At 74.6% G+C, this 13,613-nt stretch carries 11 protein-coding genes; 8 read left to right on the plus strand and 3 right to left on the minus strand.

Features of this window, described 5'->3' with window-relative positions; translation table 11 throughout:
* Positions 1-153 precede the first annotated feature (153 nt).
* Entirely contained in the window at positions 154-852 is a 699-nt protein-coding gene (locus ACFXHB_RS17870) for a hypothetical protein (protein WP_380575264.1), read from the plus strand.
* A 15-nt stretch (positions 853-867) separates the two neighbouring features.
* Here the strand turns inward: ACFXHB_RS17870 and ACFXHB_RS17875 are convergent, their stop codons facing one another.
* Entirely contained in the window at positions 868-1,176 is a 309-nt protein-coding gene (locus ACFXHB_RS17875; RefSeq protein WP_380575266.1) for an antitoxin, read from the minus strand.
* 116 nt (positions 1,177-1,292) lie between these two features.
* Between ACFXHB_RS17875 and miaA the strand changes: the two genes are divergently transcribed.
* The 5 genes from miaA (at position 1,293) to hflX (ending at position 8,104) form a co-directional block, all read left to right on the plus strand.
* A complete protein-coding gene (miaA, locus tag ACFXHB_RS17880) occupies positions 1,293-2,258 on the plus strand; it encodes a tRNA (adenosine(37)-N6)-dimethylallyltransferase MiaA (RefSeq protein WP_380575267.1) in 966 nt (321 codons plus the stop codon).
* Positions 2,259-2,488: 230 nt separating this feature from the next.
* Entirely contained in the window at positions 2,489-2,998 is a 510-nt protein-coding gene (locus ACFXHB_RS17885; protein ID WP_380575269.1) for a hypothetical protein, read from the plus strand.
* A gap of 81 nt (positions 2,999-3,079) precedes the next feature.
* Positions 3,080-3,988 (plus strand): diaminopimelate epimerase, encoded by a 909-nt coding sequence (gene dapF / locus ACFXHB_RS17890; protein ID WP_380575270.1) that lies wholly within the window; start codon positions 3,080-3,082, stop codon positions 3,986-3,988.
* Positions 3,989-4,141: 153 nt separating this feature from the next.
* On the plus strand, positions 4,142-6,445 hold the full coding sequence (locus ACFXHB_RS17895; protein ID WP_380575271.1) for a RelA/SpoT family protein: 2,304 nt from the start codon (positions 4,142-4,144) through the stop codon (positions 6,443-6,445).
* A 150-nt stretch (positions 6,446-6,595) separates the two neighbouring features.
* Complete coding sequence (gene hflX / locus ACFXHB_RS17900; protein ID WP_380575273.1) at positions 6,596-8,104, plus strand: GTPase HflX; 1,509 nt, start codon at positions 6,596-6,598, stop codon at positions 8,102-8,104.
* A 92-nt stretch (positions 8,105-8,196) separates the two neighbouring features.
* Here hflX and ACFXHB_RS17905 read toward each other — a convergent pair whose 3' ends face one another.
* Positions 8,197-9,351 (minus strand): trypsin-like serine peptidase, encoded by a 1,155-nt coding sequence (locus ACFXHB_RS17905; protein WP_380575275.1) that lies wholly within the window; start codon positions 9,349-9,351, stop codon positions 8,197-8,199.
* 56 nt (positions 9,352-9,407) lie between these two features.
* Entirely contained in the window at positions 9,408-10,580 is a 1,173-nt protein-coding gene (locus ACFXHB_RS17910) for a trypsin-like serine peptidase (protein WP_380575276.1), read from the minus strand.
* A 340-nt stretch (positions 10,581-10,920) separates the two neighbouring features.
* Between ACFXHB_RS17910 and ACFXHB_RS17915 the strand changes: the two genes are divergently transcribed.
* Together ACFXHB_RS17915 and ACFXHB_RS17920 are read left to right on the plus strand one after the other, a co-directional pair.
* The gene (locus tag ACFXHB_RS17915; protein WP_380575277.1) at positions 10,921-12,900 is read left to right on the plus strand and encodes an IucA/IucC family protein; all 1,980 of its coding nucleotides are present in this window, start codon (positions 10,921-10,923) and stop codon (positions 12,898-12,900) included.
* Positions 12,792-13,520 (plus strand): GNAT family N-acetyltransferase, encoded by a 729-nt coding sequence (locus ACFXHB_RS17920; RefSeq protein WP_380575368.1) that lies wholly within the window; start codon positions 12,792-12,794, stop codon positions 13,518-13,520. Before ACFXHB_RS17915 ends, ACFXHB_RS17920 begins: the two co-directional genes overlap by 109 nt.
* The last annotated feature ends 93 nt before the right edge of the window (positions 13,521-13,613 follow it).

Consider the following 13,613-nt stretch of genomic DNA (forward strand, 5'->3'; position numbering starts at 1 on the left):
GGCGGGCGCCGGGGCGGGGCGCCCCCCCCGCGCGGGGGGCGCCGGGGCGCGGCCCCCCGGGCGTGCCGGCGCCGGGGGGGCGGGCGCGCCCCCCCCGCGGCCCCGCCCCCGTCCGCCGCCGAACGGCTCTCCCTCTTCGTTAGAGTGATCCACATGCTGGTTGCCGCTGCCGTCTGCCCCTGCCCGCCGCTGCTCGTCCCGGAGGTCGCCGCCGGCGCGGCCGCCGAGCTGGAGCCGCTGCGCGCGGCCTGCGACGAGGCGCTCGCCGCGCTGCTCGCGGCCGGGCCGGAGCTGGTCGTGGTGGTCGGTACCGGGACCGAGCCCGAGGTGTGGACCGAGGGCGGCGCGGGTTCGTTCCACCGGTACGGGGTGCCGCTGGTGGCGAAGCTGCCGTCCGGCCGGATCGAGGGGCCGGAGCTGTCCCCCTCGCTGACCGTCGGCGCCTGGCTGCTGGAGCGGGCCGGGGCGACCCTGCCGACGCACGCCTGCGCGGTGCCCGCCGACGCGCCCGCCGAGCGGATGCTCGGGCTGGGCCAGGGCCTGGCCGGGCTGGCCGACCGGGTCGGGCTGCTGGTGATGGGCGACGGCAGCGCCTGCCGCTCGGTGAAGGCACCGGGTTATCTGGACGAGCGGGCCGAGGGCTTCGACGCGGTCATCGCGGACGCGCTGGCCTCGGCGGACGTGGCGGCGCTGGCCGCCGTGGACCCGGGGCTGGCCGGCGAGCTGCTGGCCGAGGGCCGCGCCCCCTGGCAGGTGCTGGCCGGCGCCGCCGAGGGCGCCGGCCTCACCGCGCGGCTGGGCTACCGGGACGCGCCGTACGGGGTCGGGTACGTCGTCGCCTCCTGGAGCTGACGCCCGGAGCCCGGTTCAGGGCGTCGGGCCCTTTCCGGCGCCGCCGGTGCCGGGCTGACCGGGCTCGCCGGGCTTGTGGGCGAAGTCGTCCACCGCGCCCTTGGCCTTGCTGGCACCGTGCTCGATCTTCTCGCTGTACTTGCCCTTGGTCGCCTTGTCGATCGCGCCGCCGGCCTTGTCCACCACATTCTCGATCTGCCCGCTGTGCTTGCCGGCCAGTTCGCTCGCCTTCCCCTTGAGCTCCTCGGCCTTGCCCTTGAGGTTGTCCATCAGACCCATGGTGGTGTCACCGTTCCTCTCTGTTTCCTGCTCAACGTCCGTCACGGCCGAACCGTTCGCGGTCCGGCGAAAACATCCGCAATCGCTCATATCGTCGCTCCCCGGGGGCCGGGCGGACGGGGAGGTCACCGGCGCGGCGACGGTTTTGCGAGACTGGTCCGGTGAGCACCTCCCGTACCGTCCAGCCCCACGCCGCCCCGCCCCGTGTCGTCTCCGTGGTGGGCGCGACCGCCGCCGGCAAGTCCGACCTGGCCGTCGCCCTCGCCCGCGTGCTGGGCGGCGAAGTGATCAACACCGACTCGATGCAGCTCTACCGGGGCATGGACATCGGCACCGCCAAGCTCACCCCGCAGGAGCGCGGGGGCGTCCCGCACCACCTGCTGGACATCTGGGACGTCACCGAGGCCGCCAGCGTCGCCGAGTACCAGCGGCTGGCCCGGGCCGAGATCGACCGGCTGCTCGCGGCCGGCCGCACCCCGGTCCTGGTCGGGGGCTCCGGGCTCTACGTCCGGGCGGCGATCGACGAGATGGAGTTCCCCGGCACCGACCCCGAGGTCCGGGCCCGGCTGGAGGCCGAGCTGGAGCGGAGCGGCCCGTACGCCCTGCACCGGCGGCTGGCGGAGCTGGACCCGGCCGCCGCCGAGGCCATCCTGACCAGCAACGGCCGGCGGATCGTCCGGGCGCTGGAGGTCATCGAGATCACCGGGCAGCCGTTCACCGCCAACCTGCCGAGCAACACGGCCGTCTACGAGGCGGTCCAGATCGGCGTCGCGGTGCCCCGGCCCGAGCTGGACGAGCGGATCACCCTGCGGGTCGACCGGATGTGGCAGGCCGGACTCCCGGACGAGGTGCGGGAGCTGGAGAAGCTCGGCCTGCGCGAGGGCCGGACGGCCTCCCGGGCGCTCGGCTACCAGCAGGTGCTGGACCACTTCGCCGGTCTGTGCACCGAGGACGAGGCCCGGGCCGAGACGGTCCGGGCGACCAAGCGGTTCGCCCGCCGTCAGGAGTCCTGGTTCCGTCGCGACGACCGGATCCACTGGCTCTCCCGGCCGGCCGGTGCCGACCCGGCCGAGCTGCTCTCCCGCTCGCTGGAGCTGATCGACCGTCAGGAATCGGACGGGTCGTAGACCGTATCCGGCCAATCCGGCGGTGCACCTGCGCGCGCAGGTGGGCGTGCAGGACGAACCGGCGGTTACAGCCGGATCACGTGATGGCCACGGATCATTCGACGGCCCCGGTCAGGCCCGGAACGCTCCCCTGGACATGCCATCATCGATGCCATAAGGGTCGGCCCGGGCGGGTCGACCGTTGCCCGGCCGCGAGTCCGCACTCGTGTCGAACTGTCAGGGGAGGCCGCGTGTCGACGGGTACCGGCCCCGAAACCGGCCAGAGCGGGAGCACCACCGCCCAGGCCGACGGCCCCGACGCCTCGGCCCTGCCGGACCTGCCCGTACTGCCCGGCCTCGACGGTCCCACCTCCTACGCGCTCGCGCTGCCCGCGCTGGACACCAGCGCCCCGGCCGGCGCGGTGCACGAGCGGGAGATCCGGCCGCGCCGCCGGCTGCGCTGGTGGCAGACCCTGCCGATCGCGCTGCTGGCCACCGCCGGCTCGCTGATGTTCGCCTTCCCGCTCGCCTTCGCCTCGGCCGGGCCCGGCTCCGCGATGGTCGGCATGCTCGGCCTGCTGCTCACCGCGGCCTCGGTCGGCTGGGGCGCGATGGCCGCCCGGCACGCCGGGTACAAGTGGCCGGGCCTGCCGCGCCGGGGCTCCGGCCGGCGGGCCGGGTGGAAGGCGATCGTGATCTACACCGCGGTCGCGCTGGTCGCCTGCGCGCTGGCGCTGTGGCGGGTCGTCCACCTGCGCTGACCGTGCGGCGTCACCGCCCGGCGCGGTCCGCCCGCTGGTCCGCGGCGCTGCCGGGCGGGCCCGCTCAGTATCATCGGGAGGGTGAGCGACTCCTCCGTGACCCCCGCCGGCCTGCCCTTCCTGAAGGGGCACGGCACCCAGAACGACTTCATCATCGTGCCCGACCCGGACGGTCTGCTGACGATCGGTCCCGAGGCCGTCGCCGCGCTCTGCGACCGCCGGGCCGGCATCGGTGGCGACGGGCTGCTGCGGGTGGTGCGGTCGGCCGCCGACCCGGTCGCGGCCGACCAGGCGGACCGGGCCGAGTGGTTCATGGACTACCGCAACTCCGACGGTTCGATCGGCGAGATGTGCGGCAACGGCGTCCGGGTCTTCGCCCGCTACCTGGTCGAGGCCGGGCTGGCCGGGTCGGGCGAGCTGGCGGTCGCCACCCGGGCCGGGGTGCGGCGGGTGCGGGTGGGCGAGGACGCCGAGGACGGCACGCCCGGCGCGGTGACCGTGGACATGGGGCGCGCGGTGCTGCCCGGTCCGGACGGGATCGAGGTGGCGGTCGGCGCACGGCGCTGGCCGGCCCGCAACGTGAACATGGGCAACCCGCACGCGGTGGCCTTCGTGGACAGTCTCGACCAGGCCGGCGACCTGCTCGGCGCGCCGCTCACCAGCCCCGCGGACGCCTACCCGCAGGGCGTCAACGTCGAGTTCGTGGTGGACCGGGGGCCGCGCCACGTCGCGATGCGGGTGCACGAGCGCGGCTCGGGCGAGACCCGCTCCTGCGGCACCGGCGCCTGCGCGGTCGCGGTGGCCGCCGCCCGCCGGGACGGTGTCGACCCGGCCGTCACCGGCGAGGCCGTCACCTACACCGTGGACGTGCTGGGGGGCCGGCTGATGATCACCGAGTATCCGGACGGCCGGGTGGAGAAGACCGGTCCGGCGGTCATCGTGGCCCGCGGCGAACTCGACCCGCAGTGGCTCGCCACCGCCCAGCGGTAGCGGCCGGTTTGCCCATTTCGTACGGCGGCGAATCCCCCCGTTCGGGTGATCCCGATGACGGACGGGGAGCAGCGCGTCGCGGAACGTGCTCTGCTCGGTAGCATGGACCACCGGGTCGGCCAATGCTCCCGGTGACCGCTGCCGGAGGTGCCGATGACCATCGAAGCCGGGCAGCCCCTGGTGGGGCAGCCGACGTCCGCACGGCAGGCCGGGCCCAAGCGACCCCTGGGGGGCCTGGGCCGGGCCGCACTCGGCCGGGCCGGGCGGGCCGCCCTGCTGGCCACCGGCCGCACACCGGTGCCGGACGCGCTCGAACCACTGGTGCAGGCCCACCGCCGGCACCATCCGCAGGCCGACCTCGGCCTGCTCGGCCGGGCCTACCGGCTCGCCGAGGCGAGCCATCGCGGGCAGAAGCGGAAGAGCGGCGAGCCGTACATCACCCACCCGCTGGCCGTGACCATGATCCTGGCCCAACTCGGCGCCGGGACGACCACGTTGGTCGCCTCGATCCTGCACGACACCGTGGAGGACACCGAATTGACGCTGGAGCAGGTGGGGGCCGGGTTCGGGCCCGAAGTCGCCTACCTGGTCGACGGGGTGACGAAGCTGGAGAAGGTCGACTTCGGCGCGGCGGCCGAGGCGGAGACCTTCCGCAAGATGCTGGTCGCCACCGGGGACGACGTCCGGGTGATGGTCATCAAGCTCGCGGACCGGCTGCACAACATGCGCACCATCCGGCACATGAAGCCGGCCAGCCGGATCCGGATCGCCAAGGTCACCCGGGACGTGCTGATCCCGCTGGCCGAGCGGCTGGGCATCCAGGTGCTCAAGGCGGAGCTGGAGGACATCGTCTTCGCCACCCTGCACCCGGAGGAGTACGCCCGGACCAGGGCGCTGCTGGCCGGCCGCGAGGACCACCCCGACGCCCTGCTCGCCCCGTTCGCCCGGGCGCTGGCCCGCCAGCTCGCCGAGGCCGGGGTGGCCGCCGAGGTCACCGTCCGGCCGCGGCACTGCGTCTCGCTGCACCGGGTCCTGCTCAAGCGGGACGCCGCCGCCGGCCCGGACGGGCGGCCGCAGGGGCCCCAGCCCGCCGACTTCGGGCGGCTGCTCGTGGTGGTGGAGGAGAACGCGGACTGCTACGCCGTGCTCGGCGAGCTGCACACCTGCTGGACGCCGCTGCCGGGTGAGTTCAAGGACTTCGTGGCCGCCCCCAAGTTCAACCTCTACCAGTCGCTGCACACCGCGGTCGCCCTGGAGGGCGGCGAGGTGGTCGAGGTGCTGGTCCGCACCCGGCGGATGCACGAGGTGGCGGAGACCGGGGTGGTGGCCCTGGGCGATCCCCGCCAGCCCGGTACCGACCAGGGGAGGGACGAGCTGGACGGTACCGACCCGGCCCGGCCCGGATGGCTCAGCCGGCTGCTGGAGTGGCAGCAGGAGACGCCCGACCCGGACGCCTTCTGGTCCGCGCTGACCGCCGACCTCGCCGGGGACCGGGAGATCACCGTCGTCACCGAGGGCGGCGAAACGCTTCAGCTGCGGGCCGGTGCCAGCTGCGTCGACGCGGCCTACCAGCTCGGCGAGGAGACCGGCCACCGATGTATCGGCGCCCGGGTCAACGGCCGGCTGATCGCGCTGTCCACCGTGCTCCAGGACGGCGACCGGCTGGCCATCCTCACCGAGCAGGGAGACCCGGCCGCCCGCCCGTCCGGCCCGGCGCCCGAGTGGCTGGCGCACGCCCGTACACCGGCCGCCCGGCTGGCCATCGAGCGGTGGCTGGCGGACCACCCGCCGCGCGTCCCGGTGGTCCGCACCGGGCCCTCGGCCGGCCAGCCGGTGCCGCCCGCACACCGCACCGCCGAGCGCGGCGCGGCCCCGGTCGCGGTGGTCGGCCGGCCCGGCGCACCGGTCCGGCTGGCCCGCTGCTGCACCCCGGTGCCGCCGGACGAGGTCAGCGGCTTCGCGATCCGCGGCGGCGCGGTCGCCGTGCACCGCACCGGCTGCCCGGCGGGGGAGCGGATGCGGGCCGACGGGCGGGGCACACCGGAGATCCACTGGCAACCCGGCGGCGCGCCGCCGTCCGGCTACCGGGCCACCCTGCGGGCCGAGGCGCTGAACCGGCCCCGGCTGCTGGCGGACCTCACCGCGGCGATCTCGGAGCAGGGCGTCGGGATCGTCTCGGCCGAGGTGGAGCCGCCGCAGGAGCTGCGGGTCCGGCACACCTACACCGTCGAGCTGCCCGAGCCGGGCACGCTGCCCGCCGTGCTGCGGGCGATGCTGCGGGTCTCCGGGGTGTACGACGTGAGCCGGCCGCACGCCCCGGGCGGCGGCGGCGCCCGCACCCCGGCCGCCCGGCCCGGCGCGGCGCCCGCGGCGGGAAATGGGGATGACCGGTCCACATCCGGCGTGCGACCATCATGGGGAATTCACGGCCGGTCCGCGGCGTTCACTGGACACTGAACACCAGAGTCCCAGTGGGCTCCGTGGCCCTGCGGGGTAGCTCACCACTCGCCCGAGCGGTAGACGGGGCGGCAGCTGGGCAGACTCCGGGTGTGACCGTTCGCGCGGTCGCGCCCACAGGCCGTCCCACTCCTGCAGCCAAAGGACAGAATGACCTCCACGTCCGACACCCGCGACCACGCCGACGCCCCGCGCCGCTACGACGGTCCGCGGGCGGAAGCCCTCATGGACGAGGACCTCGCGGCCCGCGACGAGGACCTCGACCGCCACTACGACGGCGACCAGTACGACCGCAGTGAGCGAGCCGCCCTGCGTCGCGTCGCCGGCCTCTCCACCGAACTCCAGGACGTCACCGAGGTCGAGTACCGCCAGCTCCGTCTGGAGCGCGTGGTGCTCGTCGGCGTCTGGACCGACGGCACCGTCGAGGAGGCGGAGAACTCGCTGGCCGAGCTCGCCGCGCTCGCCGAGACCGCCGGCTCCGAGGTCCTGGACGGCGTCATCCAGCGCCGGGACAAGCCCGACGCCGCCACCTACATCGGCTCCGGCAAGGCCAAGGAGCTGCGCGACATCGTCGCGGCGACCGGCGCCGACACCGTGGTCTGCGACGGTGAGCTCACCCCGGGCCAGCTGATCCACCTGGAAGACGTGGTCAAGGTCAAGGTCGTCGACCGGACGGCCCTGATCCTGGACATCTTCGCCCAGCACGCCAAGTCCCGGGAGGGCAAGGCGCAGGTCTCGCTCGCGCAGATGCAGTACATGCTGCCGCGGCTGCGCGGCTGGGGTCAGTCGCTCTCCCGCCAGATGGGTGGTGGTGGCTCCGGCTCCTCCGGCGGCGGTATGGCCACCCGTGGCCCCGGTGAGACGAAGATCGAGACCGACCGGCGCCGGATCCGCGAGAAGATGGCGAAGCTCCGCCGGGAGATCGCCGACATGAAGAAGGGCCGCGACACCAAGCGCCAGGAGCGCAAGCGCCACCAGGTGCCGTCCGTGGCCATCGCCGGCTACACCAACGCCGGCAAGTCCTCGCTGCTCAACCGGCTCACCGGCGCGGGCGTGCTGGTGGAGAACTCGCTGTTCGCCACCCTGGACCCGACGGTGCGCCGGGCGCAGACCCCGAGCGGCCGGCTCTACACCCTGGCCGACACGGTCGGCTTCGTCCGGCACCTGCCGCACCACCTGGTCGAGGCGTTCCGCTCGACCATGGAGGAGGTCGCCGACGCGGACCTCATCCTGCACGTGGTGGACGGCTCGCACCCCGAGCCGGAGACGCAGCTGGCCGCCGTCCGCGAGGTGATCGTCTCGGTCGAGGCACAGAACGTGCCGGAGATCGTGGTGATCAACAAGGCCGACGCCGCCGACCCGCTGGTGCTGCAGCGCCTGCTGCGCCGCGAGCCGCACGCCATCGTGGTGTCGGCCCGCAGCGGCCTGGGCATCGAGGAGCTGCTGAAGCTCATCGACGACGAGCTGCCGCGCCCGGCGATCGAGGTGCACGTGCTGGTCCCGTACACCCAGGGCGGACTGGTCTCCCGGGTGCACGCCGAGGGCGAGCCGCTGTCCACCGAGCACACCGCCGAGGGCACCCTGCTGCACGCCAAGGTGCCGGCCGATCTGGCGGCCGAGCTGGAGCGCTACGCGGTGGCGCTGAGCGCGCGGAGCTGAGACAGGCGAGGCCGACGGGCCCCGGGCTTCCCCTCGCGGGGGAGCCCGGGGCCCGTCGTCGTCGCCGGTGGCCGGCCGAGCCGCGTGCCCGGTTACTTGGCGTTCTTGGAGAAGTAGTCGAACGCCTGCTTCGCCTGCTCCTGGAGCGAGGGGCCGGCCATGTACTCGGACGGGTTGCGGTTGCCGATCGAGTTGACGCTGATCAGGTTCGGCTTGCCGTCCTTGGTGATGAACCAGCCGCCGCCGCTGGACCCGCCGGTCATGGTGCAGCCGATCACGTACATCGGCGGGCGGGCCGGGTCGAAGGAGAGCCGGACCGGCCGGATCGCGGAGTCGCAGTGGTTGAGCTCCATACCGTCGAACGGCCGCTCGGCGGGGTAGCCGTAGGAGAAGGCCGAGGTGATCTGGTCCCGCGGGGCGTTGAACCAGACCGGGACGGAGCTGCCGACCGTCTCCTCCAGCGATCTGCCGGAGCCGTTCTCGTCGCGGACCCGGATGATCCCGTAGTCGAACTGGGAATTGGGGCCGACCCCGGTCTCCTTCACCCAGGTCGGCGGGACCAGGGCGCGCACCGCCGTCCACCGACCGTACGGGGAGACCTGCCGCTCGGTGTACGGCTTGCCCCGGCCGGCCTGGCCGTCCCGGTTGTAGCCGGGGACGAAGACGATGTTCTTCAGCCAGCTGCCGCCCTTGCCGTCGTGCAGGCAGTGCGCGGCGGTGTAGACGAGGTTGCTCCGGCCCGGGTTGGTGGGGTCGGAGACCACCGTGCCCGAGCACATCGAGTCGCCCTCGGGCGTGGACACGAAGATCTTGCCGACCACGGCGGTGGCCGGGGTGTAGGGGTGGGGCTGCGGCTTGGCCGCGATGGCCGTCGGCGGGTCGTCCCGCTGGACCGCGCTGCCCGTGCTGCCCGTGCTGCCCACCGCCTTGTGCGAGTACTCCGGGGTGGCCCGGCCCTTGGCGTTCTCCATCCTGGCGATCGACCAGAAGCCCTGGACGACCTCGTTGACGAACGCGTTGTCGCCGAGGAACCGTGCCCAGTCGTCGAGCTTCCAGTCGGCGAGTTCCTGCAGACTGCCGGGCAGCCCGGCGGCGGGCCTGCCGGTCGCGGGAGCGACGGTGGCGGCCGGGGTGGACGCGGCGTCGGTGCTGCCCGGGGTGTCCGGTCCGCAGGCGGTCGCGGCGAGGGCGAGCGCGGCGAGCACGGCGGCGGTGGCCGTCGCGGCGCGGCGCCTGGTCTGCTGCATGGTGATCGGTCCCGGTGTGCTCGTCGGCGCGGTGCCGGCCGCTTCCGCGGTGTCGGCTACTTCTGCTTCCTGGAGATGTAGTCCAGGGCCTGCTTGGCGACCGTCTCCAGGTACGGGCCGCTCAGCGAGGTGTGGTCCTGCGTGCCGATGGAGGTGTTGCTGACCAGGGCGGTCCGGCCGTCCGGCATCGGGGCGAACCAGCCGCCGCCGCTGGAACCCTGGGTCATGGTGCAGCCGATGGTGAGCATCGCCGGTCGCTTGGGGTCGAAGGAGAGCCGGGTGGGCTTCCCGCCCTCGCACTTGTACAACTCCTGCCCGTCGAAGGGCTTGTAGAGCGGGTAGCCCCAGGCCGCGGCGGAGATCCGGTCGCGCGGGGCGTCGAACCAGACCGGCACGGCCCCGCCGACCGTCTCCTCCAGCGACTTGCCGGTGTCGTTCTGGTTCTGCACCCGCATGACGGCGAAGTCGTACTGGCTGGCGGAGTCACCGGTGCCGCCGCCCTCGACCGTCCACTGCGGCGAGGTCACCACGTCCTTGGCCCACCAGGTGCCCAGCGGCGCCAGGTCCGCGAGCGGGGCCTTCCTGCCACCGCTGGAGGCACCGGAGTTGTTGTACGCGGGGACGAAGACGAGGTCCTTGTAGAAGGCCCCGCCCTTGCCCGGGTGCACGCAGTGTCCGGCCGTCCAGACCAGGTTGCTCTTTCCGGGGTGCGCCGGGTCGGCGACCACCGTGGCCGAGCAGTTGCCGCGGCCGCCGTCGGCGCTGAAGAACACCTTGCCGGACGGCTGCTTGGTGTACGGGCGGCCCACCGGAGTGGCCTTGACCGGCGCCGGCTCGGGATCGGTGACGCCGGCGTCACCGGTCGGCTTCGCGGTGGGCGGGGCCGGGTCGGCCGGCTTGGAGTCGCCCATCTTGTCCGGGTTCCAGAAGTCCTTGACCACCGGGTTGTTGAAGACGTGCTGGGAGGCCCAGTTGTCCCAGTCCTCGTACTTCCACTTCTTCAGGTCGTCCCAGCTCTTCGGCAGGCCCTCCAGCAGGCTGGTCGGGATGCCCGTGGGCAGGGTGATGCCGCCGATCACGCCACCGCCCCCGGTGGTGGCCGCGGTGGTGCTCGCCGAGGCCGGCGGCGGTGCGGCGGTGCCCTCGCCGGCGGGGCCGTCCGGCCCGCAGGCGGTCACGGCGAGCAGCGTTCCGGCGGCAAGGGCCGCGGCCATGGCTGACCGGTGCATCGATGACATGGTGTTCGCTTCCCCCTGATGGTCCTGCGCGGCGGCGGCCGGCCGCCTTGGAGTCTCCCACTGGCCATCAGGACGGCACCGGCCGACCCCCGGGTTGCGGCGCCGGCCGGAGGTCATCGATCTGTGACGTACGCGCGGCTGTCTCGTTGGCACGGCAGGTCCTCCCTCCTGAGTGTTGAACTATCACCGCTCTTCACCCGGACGAGTGAGCGGCTCTTGTGATCACCCGTCAGGGATAGGTAACCCTTACCTGACGCGACGGTGCGAGCGCCCGCCACACCCTCTCCACCATCAGCGCGCGTCCGCACCTCACGCGCCCCAAGGAGCAGCCTTGAGCACCGCCCTCACCGGAGCCCCGCCCGAAGCCCCGACGCGCCATCCCGCCCCGTCGCCGGCCGTCGCCGGCCCGGCCGTACTCGCCTCCGCCCAGCCCGGCCCGGCCGTACCCGCCTCCGCCCAGCCCGGCCCGGCCGTTCCCGTACTCGCCGCTGCCCAGCCCGGCCCGGCCGCACCCGTTCCCGTACCCGCCCCCGCGCAGCCCGGCCCGGCCCGGCCGGTCGCGGCCCGCCCGGCGCAGCCCGACCCGCTGCTCCACCCGGACCCGGCCGTCGCCGCGGAACAGGCCGGCCTGGAGGCCCTGTTGCGCTGCTGGGCCCGGGAGACCGGTGCCCTGCCCGGGGCGGACGGGCGGCTGCGGATCGCCGTCCTCGGCGGCGCCGCCCGACTGCTGGCCCCGGTCCGCTACTGGTCCCCGGCCGGCTGGCACCGCTTCGGTCCGGCGACCCTGGCGGTCGGCGAGGACACCGCCGCCACCCCGGTGGACGCCGTCACCGCCGCCGCCCTGCTCGCCGCCGCGGCCGCCACCCGACCCGACCCCGGCCAGGTCGCCGACCTCGCCGCCCGGGTCGCCGACTCGGTGGTCCGCACCGCCGACATCCTGGCCCACCGTCGCACCGCCGCCGCCCCCGGCGGTCCGGAGGGCTCGCAGTTCCTCGCCACCGAGCAGTCCCTGCTGCTCGGCCACCCGCTGCACCCCACCCCCAAGAGCCGTGACGGCCTCGGGCCCGCGCAGAGCGCCGCGTACTCGCCGGAACTCCACGGCTCCTTCCGGCTCCACTGGTACGCGGTCGACCGCGACCTGCTCGCCGCCGGCTCGGCCCTGACCGAGAGCGCCGACCGGATCACCGCCCAACTCCTCGGCGACCGCGACCTGCTGCCGCCCGGTACGGCCGCCCTGCCGCTGCACCCCTGGCAGGCCCGCGAGCTCGCGCTGCGTCCGACCGTCGCCGAACTGCTCGCCGACGGGCGGCTGCGCGACCTCGGCCCGGCCGGCGAGCCCTGGTACCCGACCTCCTCGGTGCGCACCGTCTACCGGCCCGGCACCCCCTGGATGCTGAAGCTCTCGCTCGGCCTGCGGATCACCAACTCCCGCCGGGAGAACCTTCGCAAGGAGCTCCACCGGGGCCTGGAGATGCACCGTCTGCTGGAGAGCGGCCTGGCGGCCGAGTGGCGGGCCGCCCACCCCGGCTTCGACATCGTCCGGGACCCGGCCTGGATCGGCCTCGACCACCCCGCGCTCGGCGACCCGGGAGGGCTGGACACCGTGCTGCGGGCCCAGCCCTTCGCCCCGGGCGACCGCGCCCTGTGCGTGGCCGGGTTGGTCGCCGAACAGCCGCTGGGCACCGGCGACACCGTGCCGTCGCGACTCGGCGACACCCTGCGCGCGCTCGCCGCGCGCTGCGACCGCCCGCTCGCCACGGTGGCCGCCGAATGGTTCCTGCGCTATCTGGACGCCGTCGTCCTGCCCGTCCTGTGGCTGGACGGACAGGCCGGCATCGCCCTGGAGGCGCACCAGCAGAACAGCCTCGTCCTGCTCGACGCCGACGGCTGGCCGCAGGGCGGCCGCTACCGCGACAACCAGGGCTTCTACTACCGGGAGAGCGCCGCCGACCGGCTCACCGCCCGGTTGCCCGGGCTCGGCGCCCGCAGTGACACCTTCCTCACCGACGAGGTGATCGACCACCACTTCGCCTACTACCTCGGCATCAACCACCTCCTCGGCCTGATCGGCGCCTTCGGCTCCCAGCGGCTGGCCGACGAGTCGGTGCTGCTGGCCGCCCTGCGCGGCTTCCTGTCCGGACCGCGCGCCGCGGCCACCGGCTCCACGCTGCCCGCGCTCCTGTTGGACGCCGCCACGCTGCCCTGCAAGGCCAACCTGCTCACCCGGATCAACGGCCTGGACGAACTGGTCGGGCCGGTGGCCACGCAGTCCGTCTACGTCGACATCCCCAACCCGGTGGCCGGCGCGTGACCTCCCCGGGGAGCGGCTCCGACGGCGGCCCCGACTGGGGGGCGATGCCCACCGGCGCCGGTGAGTTCCGGCTCCGCGCGGTCCGGCTGCCCGCCGACCTGGAGCTGCTCGCCGGGTGGATGAACGACCCCGAGACCGCCGCCTTCTGGGAGCTCGCCGGGTCGCCGGTCGTCACCGAACGGCATGTGCGCGCCCAACTCGCCGGCGACGGCCGCAGCCGGCCCTTCCTGGGACTGCTCGACGGCACCCCGATGAGCTACTGGGAGATCTACCGCGCCGACCTCGACCCGCTCGCCGCGCACTACCCCGCCCGGCCGCACGACACCGGACTCCACCTGCTGCTCGGCCCCGCCGACAGCCGGGGGCGGGGGCTGGGCGCCGTCCTGCTCGCCGCGCTGGCCGACCGCGTCCTGCGGGCCCGGCCGCGCTGCGAGCGGGTGGTCGCCGAACCCGACGTCCGGAACCTGCGCTCGGTCCGGGCGTTCGAGCGGGCCGGCTTCACCCGGGCCGCCGAACTCGACCTGCCGGACAAGCGCGCGGTGCTGATGGTCCGCGAGCGTGACCGGGACCGTCACCGTCCCCGGGACCGCGAGCCGTCGTGGCCGGCCCCTGCCGGCTGACCGCGCCCCTGCCGGCTGACCGCGCCCCTCCGTCCGACCCGTTCCCTCTGCTCCCCGCCCGCTCCCCGCCCGCCCGCTCCCCGCCCGCCCGCT

It is taken from the genome of Kitasatospora sp. NPDC059327 (genome assembly GCF_042752535.1).
In the GTDB taxonomy this organism is placed as follows: domain Bacteria; phylum Actinomycetota; class Actinomycetes; order Streptomycetales; family Streptomycetaceae; genus Kitasatospora.

What these genes read in the sequence shown, in the direction of transcription:
- ACFXHB_RS17870 (WP_380575264.1), top strand. Translation starts at nt 154, where the DNA reads ATGCTGGTTGCCGCTGCCGTCTGCCCCTGCCCGCCGCTGCTCGTCCCG.
- ACFXHB_RS17895 (WP_380575271.1), top strand. Translation starts at nt 4,142, where the DNA reads ATGACCATCGAAGCCGGGCAGCCCCTGGTGGGGCAGCCGACGTCCGCA.
- hflX (WP_380575273.1), top strand. Translation starts at nt 6,596, where the DNA reads ATGACCTCCACGTCCGACACCCGCGACCACGCCGACGCCCCGCGCCGC.
- ACFXHB_RS17905 (WP_380575275.1), bottom strand. Translation starts at nt 9,351, where the DNA reads ATGCAGCAGACCAGGCGCCGCGCCGCGACGGCCACCGCCGCCGTGCTC.
- ACFXHB_RS17910 (WP_380575276.1), bottom strand. Translation starts at nt 10,580, where the DNA reads ATGCACCGGTCAGCCATGGCCGCGGCCCTTGCCGCCGGAACGCTGCTC.